15 protein-coding genes are annotated in these 16,623 nt (G+C 64.2%); 6 read left to right on the top strand and 9 right to left on the bottom strand.

What is annotated here, in order from left to right; genetic code table 11:
- Positions 1 to 824: 5-aminolevulinate synthase (hemA, locus tag EN845_RS26390; protein ID WP_135913142.1), on the top strand; the 824-nt coding region annotated here is incomplete at its 5' end.
- 242 nt (positions 825 to 1,066) lie between these two features.
- On the opposite strand, the gene EN845_RS26380 is transcribed toward hemA, so the two are convergent.
- Positions 1,067 to 2,233 carry a pyridoxal phosphate-dependent aminotransferase gene (locus tag EN845_RS26380; protein WP_127870800.1) on the bottom strand — a complete coding sequence of 389 codons (1,167 nt, stop codon included), beginning with the start codon at positions 2,231 to 2,233 and terminating at the stop codon, positions 1,067 to 1,069.
- A gap of 109 nt (positions 2,234 to 2,342) precedes the next feature.
- Positions 2,343 to 2,765 carry a large conductance mechanosensitive channel protein MscL gene (gene mscL / locus EN845_RS26375; protein WP_127279505.1) on the bottom strand — a complete coding sequence of 141 codons (423 nt, stop codon included), beginning with the start codon at positions 2,763 to 2,765 and terminating at the stop codon, positions 2,343 to 2,345.
- A gap of 248 nt (positions 2,766 to 3,013) precedes the next feature.
- On the opposite strand from mscL, the gene EN845_RS26370 reads away from it, so the two are divergent.
- Positions 3,014 to 6,523, top strand: coding sequence for a PAS domain-containing hybrid sensor histidine kinase/response regulator (locus EN845_RS26370; protein ID WP_127870799.1), 3,510 nt, complete (start codon positions 3,014 to 3,016; stop codon positions 6,521 to 6,523).
- Positions 6,524 to 6,663: 140 nt separating this feature from the next.
- On the opposite strand, the gene EN845_RS26365 is transcribed toward EN845_RS26370, so the two are convergent.
- A complete protein-coding gene (locus EN845_RS26365) occupies positions 6,664 to 7,578 on the bottom strand; it encodes a LysR family transcriptional regulator (RefSeq protein ID WP_167531467.1) in 915 nt (304 codons plus the stop codon).
- 132 nt (positions 7,579 to 7,710) lie between these two features.
- Here EN845_RS26365 and EN845_RS26360 point away from each other — a divergent pair, with 132 nt between their 5' ends.
- A complete protein-coding gene (locus tag EN845_RS26360; RefSeq protein WP_127870797.1) occupies positions 7,711 to 9,219 on the top strand; it encodes an MFS transporter in 1,509 nt (502 codons plus the stop codon).
- A gap of 17 nt (positions 9,220 to 9,236) precedes the next feature.
- Here EN845_RS26360 and EN845_RS26355 read toward each other — a convergent pair whose 3' ends face one another.
- Both EN845_RS26355 and EN845_RS26350 read right to left on the bottom strand, forming a co-directional pair.
- On the bottom strand, positions 9,237 to 9,896 hold the full coding sequence (locus EN845_RS26355) for a response regulator transcription factor (RefSeq protein ID WP_127870796.1): 660 nt from the start codon (positions 9,894 to 9,896) through the stop codon (positions 9,237 to 9,239).
- Positions 9,897 to 10,017: 121 nt separating this feature from the next.
- On the bottom strand, positions 10,018 to 10,446 hold the full coding sequence (locus tag EN845_RS26350) for a hypothetical protein (RefSeq protein ID WP_127870795.1): 429 nt from the start codon (positions 10,444 to 10,446) through the stop codon (positions 10,018 to 10,020).
- Between the two features lie 107 nt (positions 10,447 to 10,553).
- On the opposite strand from EN845_RS26350, the gene EN845_RS26345 reads away from it, so the two are divergent.
- Together EN845_RS26345 and EN845_RS26340 are read left to right on the top strand one after the other, a co-directional pair.
- The gene (locus EN845_RS26345; RefSeq protein ID WP_127870794.1) at positions 10,554 to 10,904 is read left to right on the top strand and encodes a DUF952 domain-containing protein; all 351 of its coding nucleotides are present in this window, start codon (positions 10,554 to 10,556) and stop codon (positions 10,902 to 10,904) included.
- The gene (locus tag EN845_RS26340) at positions 10,901 to 11,980 is read left to right on the top strand and encodes a quinone-dependent dihydroorotate dehydrogenase (protein WP_127870793.1); all 1,080 of its coding nucleotides are present in this window, start codon (positions 10,901 to 10,903) and stop codon (positions 11,978 to 11,980) included. Before EN845_RS26345 ends, EN845_RS26340 begins: the two co-directional genes overlap by 4 nt.
- Here the strand turns inward: EN845_RS26340 and EN845_RS26335 are convergent.
- Positions 11,973 to 13,313 (bottom strand): MATE family efflux transporter, encoded by a 1,341-nt coding sequence (locus EN845_RS26335; protein WP_127870792.1) that lies wholly within the window; start codon positions 13,311 to 13,313, stop codon positions 11,973 to 11,975. The two genes, EN845_RS26340 and EN845_RS26335, sit on opposite strands and share 8 nt — an antisense overlap.
- 132 nt (positions 13,314 to 13,445) lie before the next feature.
- Here EN845_RS26335 and EN845_RS26330 point away from each other — a divergent pair, with 132 nt between their 5' ends.
- The gene (locus EN845_RS26330) at positions 13,446 to 14,348 is read left to right on the top strand and encodes a histone deacetylase (RefSeq protein ID WP_127870791.1); all 903 of its coding nucleotides are present in this window, start codon (positions 13,446 to 13,448) and stop codon (positions 14,346 to 14,348) included.
- A gap of 3 nt (positions 14,349 to 14,351) precedes the next feature.
- Here EN845_RS26330 and EN845_RS26325 read toward each other — a convergent pair whose 3' ends face one another.
- The 3 genes from EN845_RS26325 to EN845_RS26315 all read right to left on the bottom strand — a co-directional run bounded on the left by EN845_RS26325 (position 14,352) and on the right by EN845_RS26315 (position 16,489).
- The gene (locus tag EN845_RS26325) at positions 14,352 to 14,615 is read right to left on the bottom strand and encodes a DUF6460 domain-containing protein (protein ID WP_027047739.1); all 264 of its coding nucleotides are present in this window, start codon (positions 14,613 to 14,615) and stop codon (positions 14,352 to 14,354) included.
- A 96-nt stretch (positions 14,616 to 14,711) separates the two neighbouring features.
- The gene (locus EN845_RS26320; RefSeq protein WP_127870790.1) at positions 14,712 to 15,545 is read right to left on the bottom strand and encodes a galactosyltransferase Lgt5; all 834 of its coding nucleotides are present in this window, start codon (positions 15,543 to 15,545) and stop codon (positions 14,712 to 14,714) included.
- A gap of 5 nt (positions 15,546 to 15,550) precedes the next feature.
- Positions 15,551 to 16,489, bottom strand: coding sequence for a hypothetical protein (locus EN845_RS26315; protein WP_127870789.1), 939 nt, complete (start codon positions 16,487 to 16,489; stop codon positions 15,551 to 15,553).
- Positions 16,490 to 16,623: the final 134 nt, after the last annotated feature.

Below are 16,623 nucleotides of genomic sequence, written 5' to 3'. Positions count from 1 at the left end.
GCGCCGAGAAGAAGATCTTCCGCCACAATGACGTCGCGCATCTGGAAAGCCTTTTGCAGACGGCCGGGCGCGAACGTGCCAAGCTGATCGTCTTCGAAAGCGTCTATTCGATGGATGGCGACATCGCACCGATCAAGGAGATCGTCGAGTTGGCCGAGCGCTACAACGCCATGACCTATATCGACGAGGTCCATGCCGTGGGCATGTACGGGCCGCGCGGCGGCGGCATCACCGAGCGCGAGGGCCTCGCCGACCGCATCGACATCATCGAGGGCACGCTGGCCAAGGCCTTCGGCACGCTGGGCGGCTACATCACCGGCACCAGTGCCGTCATCGACGCGGTGCGCTCCTATGCGCCGGGCTTCATCTTCACCACCGCGCTGCCGCCGGCCATCGCCGCCGCGGCCACCACGTCGATCCGTCACCTGAAGCGCTCACAGGCCGAACGCGACGCCCAGCAGCAGCAGGCGAGCCGAACCAAGCAGATCCTGTCCGCCGCCGGCCTGCCGGTGATGAAATCCTCCACCCATATCGTGCCGGTGCTGGTCGGCGATCCGGAGCTGTGCAAGATGGCCAGCGACCGCCTGCTCGGCGTGCACGGCATCTATATCCAGCCGATCAACTACCCGACCGTGCCGCGCGGCACCGAGCGGCTGCGCATCACGCCGACGCCCTTCCATTCGGACGCGCTGATCGCCGAGCTGCAGGACGCGCTGGTCGAAACCTGGGACGCGCTCGGCATCCCCTACGGTTCGGCGGGACGGCCGGCCGTCGCGAAAAGCGACCGGATCATTCCGCTGCTGGTGCCCAAGTCGGGCGGGTGAAGGCGAGCTTTGTCACCCTCTCGCCGTCATTAGAACCGCAGCGCTGCCCCTCATTGTCCCGCCGGACATTTCTCCCCGTATAGTGACGGGGAGAAAGAGGCTGTCGCGGAGAGTTTCGCCAATCGCAAGCGTTGCAGAACAGGCGCCGGCGTTGCGGCCAGCCTTCTTCTCCTCGTCACTATACGGGGAGAAGGTGCCGGCAGGCGGATGAGGGGCGACGCTAACCTATAAAGCAAGCAGCCTCAAACCGTCTTCATCCAGCCCGCCAGCCTGTGGGCCGCTTCCTCGAGCTGGTCCAGCCTCCGGTGGAAGCACAGCCGCAGAAACGCTTCGCCACCCGGGCCGAAGGCGGTGCCGGGTGCCAGGCCGACATTGGCCTTGTCGACGATGTCGAAGGCAGCGCTGCGTGAATCGGTGATCCCGTCGACCGTGAAGAACAGGTAGAAGGCGCCCTGCGGCACGGTGAACCGCGCCTTGCCGGTTTCGCCGAGAATGCCGCAGACCAGGTCGCGGGCCTTTCTCGCCCGCTCCACCTGTTCGGCGACGAAGGCATCGCCCTCGTCGAGCGCCGCGATCGCGCCGCGCTGCATGAACTGGGCGACGCCCGAGTTGGAATACTGGATCAGGTTCTCGAACACCTGCTGCAGGCTTGGATGCGTCTTGACCCAGCCGACCCGCCAGCCGGTCATCGCCCAGTTCTTGGAGAAACTGTTGACGAACAGGATGCGGTCTTCCGCCTCCGCGATGTCGAGGAAGGACGGCGCGCGGCCGTGACCATAGTGAAACAGCGAATAGATCTCGTCGGCGATGATCCACAGGCCCTTGGCGCGAGCGAGATCGAGGATCGCTCGCAAGGTCTCATGGTCGGCGGTCCAGCCGGTCGGATTGGACGGCGTGTTGATGAACAGCGCCTTCGTGCGCGGTGTGACCGCCGCCGCGATCTTCTCGACGTCGCATGACCAGCCATTTCCGGAATGGTCGAGCGTGACCGGCACCGGCACGGCCCCCGCGATCGCGGCGGCGGCGTCGAAATTCGGCCAGGCGGGCGACAGATAGATCACTTCATCGCCGGCGCCCGCAAGCGCGTCGAGCGCCAGCTGGATGGCATGCATGCCGGAGCCGGTGACGATGAATTGCTCCTCGGGGAAGGTCTTGCCGAAGTGCCTGGCGTAGTAACGCGCCAGCGCCTGCCTCAGATCGGGAATGCCCCTCTGCCAGGTGTAGAACGTCTCGCCGCCGGCCAGCGCCTTCGACGCGGCATCGGTGATGAAGGACGGCGTCGGCAGGTCGCCCTCGCCGGCCCAGAGCGGGATCAGGCCTTCGCGCAATCTGCCGTAGTTGACGACGGCGACGATACCGCTTTCAGGCGCGGCCAGGGCCTCGGGGCGCAGGGTCTGGATCAGGGTCATTGGGCAGGTCCGTTGTCTCGGGCGTTCGTAAGGGCTGCTTACCAGATACGAAAACAGAAAACCCCGGCCGCGAACGACCGGGGTTTTGGTCCAGAAGAACCGTATCCGTCTATCGCCTGGCCAGCAAATCGCGGATTTCGGTCAGAAGCTGTACATCGGCGGGGGGCGGCGCGGCCGCCGGCGCCGGCTTTTCTTTTTCCAGGCGCCTGCGCATGTTGTTCACGGCCTTGACCATGAGGAAGATGATGAAGGCGAGGATGATGAAATTCAGCACCACGGTGATGAAGCTGCCATAGGCGAAAACAGCCCCTTGCTTCTTGGCGTCCGCCAGCGAGGTGGCGTTGACGGCCGAGGAAAGCCCAAAGAAGTAGTTGTTGAAGTCCAAACCGCCAAAAATCGCGCCGACAATCGGCATGATGATGTCGTTGACCAGGGAATCGACGATCTTGGAAAAGGCAGCGCCGATGATGACGCCGACGGCCAAGTCCATCACGTTACCCTTGGAAATGAATTCCTGGAATTCTTTCAGCATTCGACCCTCCTTGTCATGGCGGGCCGCACAGCCGTCCCATCCCTGCGGCACCGACCCGGCGACACCATAACAAAAACCTTGGGTTGCACCATCGGCTAAAAGAAGAAAGCAACCGCTTTCTCCTTACCCCGGGGCAGCCGCGGAAATCATGGCCCGCATGCGCCGAAAGCCGTGATGGACTTGGCGCCCAAGCTGTGATTGCGTCTGACCGGCCAGGTTAAAATCGGCACAGGGAGGATCTTGCCGGCGTGCAGGGCTTGTTCATCGTCATCATTGCGATCGCCTATGTGACGCTGCTGTTCGCCATCGCCAGCCTGGGCGACCGCCGCTCGATGATGTCTGGACCCGGCCGCGCGCGGCCCTTCATCTATGCGCTCAGCCTTGCCATCTACTGCACGTCCTGGACCTTCTTCGGCTCGGTCGGCCTTTCCTCGGAACGCGGCCTCGAATTCCTCGGCATCTATACCGGCCCGGTGCTGGTGTTCGTGTTCGGCTTTCCATTGCTCAACCGCATCGTGCGGCTGGCCAAGACCGAGAAGATCACCTCGGTCGCCGACTTCCTCGGCGCGCGCTACGGCAAGAGCTTCACCGTGGCCGCCATCGCCACGCTGATCGCCACCATCGGCGCCGTGCCCTATATAGCCCTGCAACTGAAGGCGATCTCGGGATCGGTCAGCCTGATGGTCGAGCATTATACGGGCTCGCCGCCCTCCTTCGATCCCTTCGTCAGCGACATCTCGCTGGTCGTCGCCATGCTGCTTGCGCTGTTTGCGGTCCTGTTCGGCACACGCCATGCCGACGCCACCGAACACCAGGACGGGCTGGTGCTGGCGGTGGCGGTCGAGACGGTGGTCAAGCTCGCCGCTTTCCTGGCCATCGGCCTGATGGTCACCTTCCTGATCTTCGGCGGCCCCGGCGACATGTTCGACCGGCTGGCGCAGAATGGCCAGGTACGGCAGGCAATGGGCTATTCGACGTCGCTCGCCACCTGGCTGGTGCTGACCTGCCTGAGCGGCTTCGCCATCATCCTCTTGCCGCGGCAGTTCTACGTCACCATCGTCGAGAACCGCAGCGAGGCGGAACTGCGCACCGCGACATGGGTGTTCCCGCTCTACCTCGTGGCGATCAACCTGTTCGTGCTGCCGATCGCCTTTGCCGGCCTGACGCTGGTCGGGACAAGGACGAGCAGCGACCTTTACGTGCTGTCACTGCCGCTGTTCAGCGGCCACGATTTCCTGGCCATGGCCGCTTTCATCGGCGGCCTGTCGGCGGCAACCGCCATGGTCATCGTCGAGAGCGTGGCGCTGTCGATCATGATCTCCAACGACCTGATCATCCCGCTGTTCGTGCGCCGGCTGCTGCGGACGACCACTTCCGAAAACGAGGACTGGTCGACGCTTATCCTCAATGTACGGCGTGGAGCGATCTTCATCCTTTTGTTCATCGCCTTTCTCTACTATCGCGAGAGCACCAACAGCGCCCGGCTGTCCTCGATCGGCCTGATGTCCTTCGCGGCGATCGCGCAATTCGCGCCGGCGCTGGTCGGCGGGCTGATCTGGCGCGGCGCCAACGGCCGCGGCGCGGCGCTCGGCATGGTCGCCGGCATCCTGGTCTGGGGCTACACGCTGCTGGTGCCGTCGCTCGTCCCACCCGATACCGGCATCATCGTGCATGGACTGTTCGGCTTCGAGGCGCTGCGGCCACAGGCGCTGTTCGGCACCGTCGCCGAACCGCTGAACCATGGCGTGCTGTGGAGCCTGTCGATCAACGCGCTGTTCTTCGTGTTCGGCTCCCTGTCGCGCGCGTCGGTGCCGCTGGAGCGCATCCAGGCATCGATCTTCGTGCCGCGCGAAGCCGGCCCGATGCCGAGCCTGCGCCGCTTCCGTACCGCCATCACCGTCAACGACCTCAAGGATACCATCGCACGCTATCTCGGCGTCGAACGCACGGAACGCTCCTTTCAATCCTTCGAGAAGAGCAACGGCACCTCGCTGCATGGCAATGAACAGGCGAGCATGGACGTCATCCGCTTTTCCGAACAGCTTTTGGCCAGCGCCGTCGGCTCCTCCTCGGCGCGGCTGATCCTGTCGCTGCTGTTTCGCCGCCACGACCGCGAATCCCGCGATGCCTTCCGCCTGCTCGACGACGCCACGGAAGCGCTGCAGCACAACCGAGACCTGCTGCAGATCGCGCTCGACCAGATGGAGCAAGGCATCACCGTCTTCGACCGCGATTTCCGGCTGATCTGCTGGAACAGGCAATACCGGGCGCTGTTCGACCTGCCCGACGAGATGGGCCAGGTCGGCGTTTCGCTCGACCAGATCCTTCGCCATCTCGCCGAGCGCGGCGACATTCCCGCCGACCAGCGCGTGGCGATGCTCAACCGGCTGACCAGCTTCGTCAGCCCCTGGCAGATGGAGCTGAAGACCAGCGGCCGTATCCTCGAGCTGCGCTCCAACCCGATGCCCGATGGCGGCATCGTTGCCACCTATGCCGACATCTCCGGACGCGTCGAGCAGGACCTGGCGCTGAAGCGCGCCAATGAATCGCTGGAACAGCGCGTCAAGACCCGCACCATCGAGCTGACCAGGGTCAACGAGGAATTGACCCGGGTCAACGAGGAGCTGGCGCAGGCACAGATGCTCGCCGAGGAGGCCAATCTCGGCAAGACGCGCTTCCTTGCCGCCGCCGGTCACGACATCCTGCAGCCCTTGAATGCAGCCCGGCTCTATTGTTCCTCGCTGATCGAGAAGGCCGGCAAGGGTCCGGCCGGCAAGGCGGCCATCAACATCGAATCCTCGCTGGAATCGGTCGAGACCATTCTGGGCGCCGTGCTCGACATTTCGCGCCTCGATGCCGGTGCGATGAAACCGGACGACACCGCCTTCAGCCTTGATGGCCTGCTGCGCCAGATCGGCAATGATTTTCGGCCACTGGCCGCGGAGAAAAAGCTTGGCCTGACGATCATGCCGTCGTCGCTGACGGTGACGACGGACCGTAACCTGTTGCGCCGCCTGATCCAGAATCTTGTCTCCAACGCCATCAAATACACCCGCCAGGGCCATATCCTGGTCGGTGTGCGGCGGCGTGGCGAATTGGCGGAGATCCAGGTCATCGACACCGGCATCGGCATTGCCGGCGACAAGCTGAACACTGTCTTTCATGAATTCACCCGGCTGGACGAAGGCGCCCGCGAAGCCGAAGGTCTTGGCCTCGGCCTCTCCATCGTCGACCGCATCGCCAGGGTATTGCGGCTCGAGATTCGCATCTTCTCCAACCCGGGCAAGGGCACGCGCTTTTCCGTCATCCTGCCGGTGACAGCCGCGCAGGAGTCGCGACGCGAGGTCGAGACCCGGGCGCCGGCCCGCGCGGCGGCCTCGCTGTCCGGGCTGCATGTGCTGTGCATCGACAATGACATCCGTATCCTCGAAGGCATGCGGCTGCTGCTGGAAGGCTGGGGCTGCAACGTCGCCACGGCGACCGGCTCGGGGGATCTGGAGAAGGTCGCGGTCCAACGTCCGGACATCGTGCTTGCCGACTACCATCTCGACCGTGAAACCGGTCTCGACGTTATCATCAAGCTGAGGGCGACGCACGGTGACGACCTGCCGGCCGTGCTGGTCACGGCCGACCGCTCCAACGAGGTGCGGGCAGCCGCGGCGGGCCTCGACATCCCGATGATCAACAAACCGCTGAAGCCGGCGGTGCTGCGGTCGATGATGGCCAGGTTCAGGCCGATGGTGCGGGCGGCGGAGTGACGCCGGAGCTGTCGGTGCGGCTCGGCTGAACGCTCCGGCATGGACGGCGGCCGGATCAGCATGCTGCTCATCGAGCGGCCGTAGGCGTTAACGTCAGACAACGCGCAATCCGGCCATCATCGCTGAAACGGGCACGGGACTTACGCGTCGGACAGATTGTCGGCCCCTTGCGAGTTGCGGAAACGGGGCCGCGTGGCGGTGACCGTTGCCGGCGGGCGATGCTCGCGAAAGGCCATGGCCAGCGTGCGCAGCGCCTCGCGCGACTTGATGTCCGAAAGCGTCGAAAGCAGCACGATCTCGGATGCCGGCAGCGGCGGCAGGCCGAATTTCCGGCTCACCTCGATCGTTCCGGGCGGCGCCAGTCGGCAGGAAAAGACCGATGTTGCGAGGCCGGCCGTGACAGCCTCGGCCACCGCAAACGAGCCGCAGCCAAGGAACACTTCCGTCCAAGGAATTCCGACCGTGTCGAGCGCGCCGGTCGCGATGTTGCGGATGCCGCAGGATGGCGAGGATGCGGCCAGGTGCAGCGGCTCGCCGGCCCGGTGGACGAAACCCGGAGCGGCGTACCAGCCGAAATGCTCCGGCGCCAGCACCTCGCCGTCGCGACGGTCGTCCTCACGGCGGATGATCGCCGCATCGAGCTCGCCGCGGTCGAACGCGTCGAGCAGATCGCGCGAATCATCGAGCCGAACCTCGATGGTGAGGGCAGGATCATGCGCGCTGAGCCGCGCCAGCAAGGTCGGAACCTCGGCGCCGCCGACATGGGTGGCGATGCCGAGCCTGAAGCGGCGGCGGACAGCGGTCAGGCTCGCGACGGCGCGGTCGTGCGCGGCAAGGAAATCGCGCGCCGGCTCCAGGAATATTTCGCCTCGCGTGGAAAGTCGGACCAGCCGGGGCGTCCGCTCGATCAGTCTCTGGCCAAGCCGGTCCTCAAGCCGCTTCAGCCTGACGCTGACCGCGCCTTGCGTGCTGCCGAGCGCTTCGGCGGCACGCGTGAAGCTACGGAGATCCGCAACGGTGACGAACGCCTTCACCGCTTCTACGTCCAGCGTCATGTCAGCTATCTCGCTTTGTTGTCACTGAAATAGCCAACCATGCAATTTTCAAATGATCAAGCCTGCCCTAACTGTGCAGTGCATGGCAGGCGTCAGCAGATCGCCGCGCCCGGGAATTCGAAAGGTTTGACCATGGCTGTCCTCACCCGCCGAGGCATCGTCGTCCTGTTTGCCGCTTGCCTGGCATGCCTGATGTTCGGGCTGGAGATTTCAAGCGTCCCCGCCATCCTGCCGACGCTGGAAGAAGTGTTGCACGCGGACTTCAGGCAATTGCAGTGGGTGATGAACGCCTACACGATCGCGGTCACCACCGTGCTGATGGCGGTCGGCACCATCGCCGACCGTTACGGGCGCAAGCGCGTCTTCCTGGTCTCCATCGCCGCCTTCGGCCTGACGTCGCTGATCTGCGGCCTGGCGGACGACGTATCCACCTTGATCGTCGCCCGGTTTCTGCAGGGCCTGAGCGGCGGCGCGATGCTGATTTGTCAGCTCGCCGTTCTGTCGCACGAATTCAGGGAAGGCCGCGAGCGCGCGGTGGCTTGGGGCTGGTGGGGCGTCATCTTCGGTGTCGGTCTCGGCTTCGGGCCCATCGTCGGTGGCGGCATCGTCGCGATCTCGAGCTGGGAATGGGTGTTCCTCATCCATGTGCCGGCAACAGTCATGGCGTTTGTGCTGGCATTGACCGGCGTCCATGAATCGAAAGATCCACAGGCGGGCAAGCTCGACCTGGCGGGCATCGTGACGCTGTCGCCGTCGGTCTTTTGTCTCGTTTTCTACATCACGCAAGGACCGGATCTCGGTTTCGCCAGTCCGACGGCACTGGTGATCCTCGGTGTCTCGATGGCGAGCTTCATCGCCTTCCTCATCGCCGAAAGGATCAGCAAGCGGCCGATGTTTGATTTCTCGGTCTTCCGGATCCGGCCGTTTTCCGGCGCCATCGTCGGCTCGGCGGCGATGAACCTCTCCTACTGGCCTTTCATGATCTACCTACCGATCTGGTTCCATGCCGGGCTCGGCTATGACAGCCTTTCCACCGGCCTTGCCTTGCTCGCTTACACACTGCCGACGCTCATGATGCCGCCCTTGGCGGAGCGGCTTTCGCTGCGCTACCAGCCTGGCGTTGTCATCCCGGCGGGGCTCGCCGTCATCGGCGTGGGGTTCATCGCGATGAAGTTCGGCAGCGCGGCCGCCGAGGCCAGCTGGCTGACGATGCTGTCTGGCTGCCTGATCGCCGGAACCGGCCTCGGGATCACCAACACGCCCGTCACCAACACGACGACGGGTTCGGTTTCGAGCGACCGCGCCGGCATGGCGTCGGGCATCGACATGAGCGCCCGCATGGTTTCGCTGGCGCTGAACATAGCGGTGATGGGCTTCATCCTTGCAAGCGGCGTGCTGGCACATCTCAGCCGAGTGCTGCCCGACCTCGATGCCGCCCAGCTGCGTCTCGCCGCCGAAGGGATCGCAGCCGGAAATCCCATCCCTGGTCTACCCGATCCGGTCATGCGCGACGCGCTGCGAAATGGCTTTGGCTGGGTGATGCTCTATGGCGGCATCGGCGTCTGGATCATGGCCGCCGTCAGTTTCATGGTCTTCAGCGTCCGGCCGGTGCGGCGAGCCGAAGTTGAGTGTTCCGATTGAGCCGAGGACGCCGGCGCTCAGCCCGCCGGCTGCAGGGGGTCGCTGCCGATCTTGGACAGCAGGATCACCGCCTGGGTGCGGCTGTCGACGCCGAGCTTCTGCAATATGGCCGAGACATGCGCCTTGATCGTGGCCTCGGAGACGCCGAGCTCATAGGCGATCTGCTTGTTGAGCAGGCCCTCGGCCAGCATGCCCAGCACGCGGGTCTGCTGCGGCGTCAGCGCCTGCAGCCGTTTGATCAGGTCCGATATTTCGGGATCGCGTTCGACGCCGAGATCGACGCCGACGGGTGCCGCGATATCGCCCGCAAGCACCGACTGCACCGCGCCGCGGATTTCCTCCATGCTGGCCGACTTCGAGATGAAACCGGAAGCGCCGAGATCGAGCGCGCGCCGGATGGTCGCCGGATCGTCATGCGCCGACACCACGACCAGCGGCACCGCCGGATGGATGCCGCGCAACGAGATCAGGCCGGAGAGGCCGCTGGCGCCAGGCATCGACAGGTCGAGCAGCACCAGATCGACATCTTCATTGGCCACGACCAGCGCCTTGGCACTCTCGAAATCACCGGCCTCGTGAATGGCGGTGACATTGCCGATGCCGGCAAGCGCCTCGCGCAGGGCGCCGCGAAACAGCGGATGATCGTCGGCGATGACGAAAGAATAGCCTGACGGCAAATGTCCCTCCCCGAATCCCCGATTTACTGCTTTTTGCGGGATCAGTCGGATGATTATGAGGGGCAGCGCGCTGTTTTCAAGCGGCAAAGCCAACGCGCCGCGTTTTCCTTGTCTCTGGCGCTCAAGTCTTCTGCGAGTTGAGCTGGGCGCCGCTATCCTTGTCCATATCCTTGACGATGCCCATGAAGCCCTTCAGGAAGCGCTCCATGTAGCTCATCGTCTTGTTGAAATCCTCCTCGCTCGGCAATTTCGATTCGAGGCGGGCGGAGAGCGAATTCTCCAGCCTGGTGACGCGCTCGTCCATTGCCTTCATCGAGGTCTGCAAGCGATCGACCTCATCCTGGTAAGCGGCGCGTTCGTCGGCCGCCATCTTGCAGACGAGCTGGCCCGAACGCTCTTCGCAGATCGACATCGCGCCGGTCTGGGTATCCATGCGAATATAGCCGGTGGCCGACTTTTCCAGCCGGTAGCGGTCGGTTTCTTCCGAATAAGCTGAAGCCGCGACCAGTGAAACGAGCGCGGCGGGGATCAAGATGTGCTGCAGACGCATGTCGTCCTCCATGGCCAAAGCCTGAAATATCGCATCTTTGCGCCGGAAATGGGGAAGACCCTTGGCCTGGCCTTCCCCGGACGACTGGTTCGGATTATAGCGCAACCATGTCACAGATTATCTACAAGATAACTCCGCAAGCGCCTTGGCGCGAGGCCGAAGCCAATGGCCGCTTCACCGGCGCGCCAATCGACATCGCCGACGGCTTCATCCATTTCTCGACGGCAGAGCAGGCAGCGGAAACCGCGGCAAAGCATTTTTCTGGCCAGACCGACCTTCTGCTGGTCGCCGTCGACGGCGCCAGCCTGGGTGATGCGCTGAAATACGAGGTCTCGCGCGGCGGCGCGCTGTTTCCGCATCTCTATGGCGTGCTCGACCCGAAGGCGGTGCTGTGGGTCAAGCCGCTGCCGCTCGGTGCCGACGGTAGCCACCAGTTCCCGGCCCTGGAGGGGCAATGAGCGTGCTCGACCGGATCGGCCAGAAGCTGCTGTTCACCTTCGATCCGGAAACCGCGCACGGCCTGTCGATCGCGGCATTGCGCTGCGGCCTGCCGGTCGGCGCGCGGACGGTACGCGATACAAGGCTGAAGATCAGCCTTTGCGGCCTCGATTTCCCCAATCCGCTTGGCATGGCGGCCGGCTACGACAAGAACGCCGAGGTGCCCGACGCGCTGCTTGGGCTGGGCTTCGGCTTCGCGGAGGTCGGCACCGTCACCCCCCTGCCGCAAGCCGGCAATCCGAAGCCGCGCATCTTTCGGCTGACATCGGATGAAGCCGTCATCAACCGGCTGGGCTTCAACAATGAGGGCCACGCGGCGGCCGAAAAACGCCTTGCCGCGCGCAAGGGGCGCGGCGGCATCGTCGGCGTCAACATCGGTGCCAACAAGGACAGCACCGACCGCGTCGGCGACTATGAGCGCGGCGTCGCCCGCTTCGCTGCCTATGCCAGCTATCTCACCGTCAACATTTCCTCGCCCAACACGCCAGGGCTGCGCACCATGCAGGCTCGCGAACAGCTCGGCGAGCTTTTGTCCCGCGTCATGGCCGCGCGTGCCACAGCAATCGCGCGGCCGCCGGTCTTCCTCAAGATCGCGCCGGATCTGGTCGAGGCTGAACTGGAGGACATCGCCGCCGAGGTCATCGAAAAGCGGATCGATGGCATCATCGTTTCCAACACCACGATTTCCCGGCCGGCGCTGCGCAGCGGCAATGCCGCGCGGGAGACCGGTGGGCTCTCGGGAAAGCCGCTGTTCGAGCGCTCGACCATCGTGCTGGCGAAAATGCGCAAGCTCGTCGGGCCGGACATGGCCATCATCGGCGTCGGCGGCGTCAACTCCGCCTCAACCGCACTGGAAAAGATCCGTGCCGGCGCCGATCTCGTCCAGCTCTACACCGGCATGATCTATGCCGGACCGGCGCTGCCGGGCCGGATCGTCGCCGGGATGACGCGCTTTGCCGAGACAGAGAAACTCAGGTCGATGCGCGAGTTGCGCGACAGTCATGTCGATCGATGGGCGTCGAAGCCGCTCAGCTGAACGCGGTTTGTATCCGCAGCCGCAGAATTGTCAGCAGGCTCAATCCCCGCACCAGCAGGAAGACGTGCAGGGCCGCCCACAGACCGGCATTGCCGAAGGCGGGCGCCAGCGTGATCAGCGCGGCGGCAAAGACGAGAAATGACAACAGCATCATGTTGCGCATGTCGCGCGACCATGTCGCGCCAATGAAGACCCCATCCATCTGGAAGGCGAGCACGCCACTCAGCGCGGTGAACGCCGCCCACGGCAGATACACATCGGCCACCGCGCGGACCTCCTGCGATGTCGTCACGACAGCGACCAGATTGGCACCCGCCAGCAACAGCACCAATGTCGCGCCGCCGGCCAAGCCGAAGCCCCAGAACAGGGTCAGACGGACCGCCTGCCGGAAGGGTTGCGCCGCCCGCGCGCCGATGGCTCGGCCGGCCAGCTGTTCGGCGGCGGTAGCAAAACCATCGAGGAAATAGCCGGCGACAAGAAAGAAATTCATCAGCACCGCATTGGCGGCGAGCGTCACCGTGCCGAACTCAGCGCCCTGGCGGGTGAACAGCGCGAAGGCGGCAAGCAGCGAGAACGAGCGGATCATGATGTCGCGGTTGAGCGACAGCATGTGCCGGAAGGCGCCCATGTCGAGCAGGCGGTGGCGAGGTAAGGGCGGGCTGGATCGGAACCGCCGCACCACGATCGCAAGACCAAGCAGCATGGCGAGGAATTCGCCGGTGACGGTTGCCCAGGCGACGCCGGAAACGCCCCAGCCAAGTTCCAGGCCGAGCAGGAAGCAGAGCGCGATGTTGATGCCGTTGAGCACCAGTTGCAGGACAAGCCCGAGCCCGCCCTCGCCGCGGCCCAGCACGTAACCGAGGACGGCGTAGTTGATCAGCGAGAAGGGCGCGGCGAGCAGCCTGATCCTGACATAGACACCCATCGCCTCGCTGACGCGTGGCCCGGCGTCCATGAACCACTGGGCGCCAACGGCGATGAGCGGCGAAAGCGCTGCCAGCACGACGCCGGCAACGACCGCGATCAGCACGGCGCGCCAGAACACCGCCTGTTCCTCGAGGGCGTCGCCACGCCCGAAGGCCTGGGCGACGAGGCCGGTGGTGCCCGAACGCAGAAAATTGAAGGTGGTGAAGACGACGTCGAAAGCCAGCGCGCCGGCCGCCAGGCCGCCAAGCAGGGCGGCATCACCGAACTGGCCGACGACAGCCGTATCGACCAGGCCGAGCAGCGGCGTCGTCAGATAGGCGAGCGTCATCGGCACGGCGATGGCAAGCACCGAGCGGTTGGTGACGGAAAAGGCTCTGGCGTCGGCTGGGATGGCACCGTTGTCCAAAGGATTGCTGCCTTGCTGATTGCGGCTTGATCGGGGAACCGATGTGCCCCATTTTTTGGCCACCGCGCAATCGTCCTTCCGCGACGGCCAACCGAAATCCCGCTCTGGCGTGAAACCATCCGACCCCAGTCGATGCCCCTGCAGATCGTCCACCACCCCGACTACGACGCAGGCTTTGCCACCAACCATCGCTTTCCGATGAGCAAATATCCGTTGCTGATGGAGGCCTTGCGGGCACGCGGCCTGACCAGCCCAGCGGCGCTCAACACAGCCGAACCCGCGCCGGCGTCATGGCTCGGGCTCGCCCATGCACCGGACTATGTAGACCAGGTCATCCGCTGCGCCGTGCCTGAAAAAATCGAGCGGGAGATCGGTTTTCCGGTCGGCCCGCGCGTCTCGCTGCGCGCACAGCTTGCCGCCGGCGGCACGGTGGCGGCGGCGCGGCTTGCCTTGCGCCACGGCATCGCCTGCAACACCGCCGGCGGCAGCCATCATGCGCGGCGCGCGCAAGGCGCCGGCTTCTGCACCTTCAACGATGTCGCCGTCGCCTCGCTGGTTCTGCTTGAAGAGGGCGCCGCACACAACATCCTGGTGGTCGACCTCGACGTGCATCAGGGCGACGGCACGGCGGACGTTCTGAGCGATGAGCCGCGCGCCTTCACCTTTTCCATGCATGGTGAGCGCAATTACCCCGTCCGCAAGATCGCCTCGGACCTCGACGTCGCGCTGCCCGACGGCACGGGCGACGCCGCCTATGTCGAAAGGCTGGCCGCGACCCTGCCGGAGCTGTCGGCGAGAGCGCGTTGGGACATCGTCTTCTACAACGCCGGCGTCGACGTCCATGCCGAGGACCGGCTCGGCAGGCTGGCACTTTCCGACAACGGCCTGCGCGCCCGCGACGAGATGGTCATCGGCCATTTTCGGGCGCTCGGCATTCCTGTCTGCGGTGTCATCGGCGGCGGCTATTCCACCGATGTGCCGGCACTTGCCGCGCGCCACGCCATCCTGTTCGAGGTCGCCTCGGGCTACGCCTGAAGGTCATTTCCGGTAGTTGGCGATCCTGAGCAGGATGAAGGCCGGCACGACGATCGCGGCGCCGAGCAGGATGTAGCCGAGGAAGCGGTCGATGGCGTGGAAGCCGAGATTCCAAAGGTCGATGAAGAACTTCTGGATACCGTAGAACACATCCATCGGCGACCAGCCGAAGGCGTTCATGACCAGGCCGACGAGAAAGGATACCACCAGCAGCTTCAGGATAACCCTGAGCGGCGAGTCGCCGAGAAAGCGCGTCAGTGCGGACAATGCCGTCTCCCGATTGAGATGCCCGGACTCATGGGCACGGCCAAGAGATACGTGCTTGGCGGCCATCCAGCAAGGCGGCACGAGCCAGGACCGTTGCTAGCGTCCGGCTGCCGTGGAAAGCCCGCAGCGCTCAAGCATCTGCCCCAGCGGCGAGCCCTGTGGAACGGTGCGGCCGATCATCCACTGGCGGAGCGTATGGTCGAACAGATGAATACACAGCGTACGCGGCGTGCCGATATCCGAAAGCGAAAGGTCCGGATCGAGCAGCATTGCGACCTGATGGTGACTAAGCGGATAGAAGACGTCGATAGGAACCGCTTGACCGATGTCACCGGTTCTGCTGGCGAAATAGGTGAGCGCCTCGGGGCCCAGCCTGCCCCAGCTATAGTTGGAAATGTGGATCGGCAGGCCGATGAATTTGCGCAACCTGTAGCGCATCAGCCTGGAGCGGTTGAGCCAGGGCACGATGTAATACGGATCTTCCGCGAATTTCAGCATCTCAAGCAGTGTCTGGCTGCCGGCCGGCAATTTCAGCACGGCGCCGTTAAGTTGGTCGCTGGACTGGTAACCAAGGATATAGTCCTGTTTCGGGATGGGCTTGAGACAAAACACGTCGCAATCGACGTACGGGCCGAGCCCTGCTTCCAGGATCTTCAAGCGGTAGAGATTGGAAAAGAGGGACGGACTTCCGTTCGACCTGTAGTAGACGATCCGCTCCCTTGGCATCAGTTTCGACGCGTCGACCGTTTCGACGCCGGGCGGAACATTGCGTGGGGTGTCGTAACAATGAAGATGCACCCGGTGGCCCGCCAGCACGAAGGAACGCAGGCACGCGGCATGCAGGTCGTCCAGGGATGCTCCGATCCAAACGGCATTGACGACAGGTTCGATGGCGCCATCCGGCGCTGCCTCCGGACGTTGCCTGTCCATGTCGATCACTTGCCCTCGATGCCCCTGACCTCTGCCGTGAAATCGCGGATGATCCTGGCGGGCGACCGAAGTTCACGCATGGCCGCCCTGTATCCGGCCGCCCGTTCCTCGAGCTCCCGCAGGGGCTGGCAGAGATCCTTCAGGAGATCGAGCCCATGACCGCCATATGGGCGAAAATACCGCCCGGCAACCGCATCCAGCGAGCCTGCCGGCACCCCGACCGGCACGCAGCCGGCATAGGCGCATTCGACATATTTCATCAGCTCGACATTGTAGCGCGTCCCGCAAAGGAAGAAGTGGCTGAATTGCGCCGCAAGACCGATGTAGCGCGCATGCGTGAAGTCATGACGGGGTGGCTTGCCATGTTCGGGATATCCCGGGTGCTTCAGGTCGAAGATGAACAGTCGCAGCCAAGGAAAGCGCGCACGCCGGCGACGCAAGGCATAGCGCACCGGGTATAATGTTCTGGAATTGCTGCCCGACAGGAAGACCCCGCGGCGACGGCCGGCCAAGGGAATCTCGACCTCCCGCGAGCTATCGTAGGGATAGGGCAAATGGACCACGCGAGAGACTTTCAGCGTCCCTACGAATGCCAGGAATGGCCCCTCGGGATCATAGGTCGTGGCATAGTGAACGCCGGGATGGTCGGCGCAATCGAAGATGAACCTGACACAGGGGTTGGTTGTCTCCGGCATGTCCGAATCGCTGACCCGGAAGAAGAGCACGGGCCTGTCGCTTGCGGGGACCGCCATGTGCTTTTTCAGCACCTCGACGTCTCCGGGCTCCAGGCGATTGTCGACGACGGCGACCTCGCAACCGCCCCGGCCGATCTGGCTGATCGGTCGGGCCTCCCATGACAACGGCTTGGCGAAGGCCGGGCCCACGCCTGGGTAGATCGCCTTGTCATATGGATGCGTGTCCGAATGGAAATAAATGACCCGCAAAAACAAATTCCCCCGAATTGCCCTGGCACCAGCGAACCGAAGCCCCGCCCTCGAGGCCGATTGCCGTCGGATTTTGTACGCTTCGGCGCGTGAGGCGGGCAACTGGGAAGCCTGTTCATGTCAAACAAGTGATC

The organism is Mesorhizobium sp. M8A.F.Ca.ET.202.01.1.1 (assembly GCF_004791595.1).
In the GTDB taxonomy this organism is placed as follows: Bacteria; Pseudomonadota; Alphaproteobacteria; order Rhizobiales; family Rhizobiaceae; genus Mesorhizobium.
The sequence above is the reverse complement of the archived record's forward strand: the minus strand, read 5'-3'. Positions and strand labels throughout refer to the sequence as shown.

What these genes read in the sequence shown, in the direction of transcription:
- EN845_RS26380 (WP_127870800.1), bottom strand. Translation starts at nt 2,233, where the DNA reads ATGACCCTGATCCAGACCCTGCGCCCCGAGGCCCTGGCCGCGCCTGAA.
- mscL (WP_127279505.1), bottom strand. Translation starts at nt 2,765, where the DNA reads ATGCTGAAAGAATTCCAGGAATTCATTTCCAAGGGTAACGTGATGGAC.
- EN845_RS26365 (WP_167531467.1), bottom strand. Translation starts at nt 7,578, where the DNA reads ATGACGCTGGACGTAGAAGCGGTGAAGGCGTTCGTCACCGTTGCGGAT.
- EN845_RS26360 (WP_127870797.1), top strand. Translation starts at nt 7,711, where the DNA reads ATGGCTGTCCTCACCCGCCGAGGCATCGTCGTCCTGTTTGCCGCTTGC.
- EN845_RS26350 (WP_127870795.1), bottom strand. Translation starts at nt 10,446, where the DNA reads ATGCGTCTGCAGCACATCTTGATCCCCGCCGCGCTCGTTTCACTGGTC.
- EN845_RS26345 (WP_127870794.1), top strand. Translation starts at nt 10,554, where the DNA reads ATGTCACAGATTATCTACAAGATAACTCCGCAAGCGCCTTGGCGCGAG.
- EN845_RS26340 (WP_127870793.1), top strand. Translation starts at nt 10,901, where the DNA reads ATGAGCGTGCTCGACCGGATCGGCCAGAAGCTGCTGTTCACCTTCGAT.
- EN845_RS26330 (WP_127870791.1), top strand. Translation starts at nt 13,446, where the DNA reads ATGCCCCTGCAGATCGTCCACCACCCCGACTACGACGCAGGCTTTGCC.
- EN845_RS26320 (WP_127870790.1), bottom strand. Translation starts at nt 15,545, where the DNA reads ATGGACAGGCAACGTCCGGAGGCAGCGCCGGATGGCGCCATCGAACCT.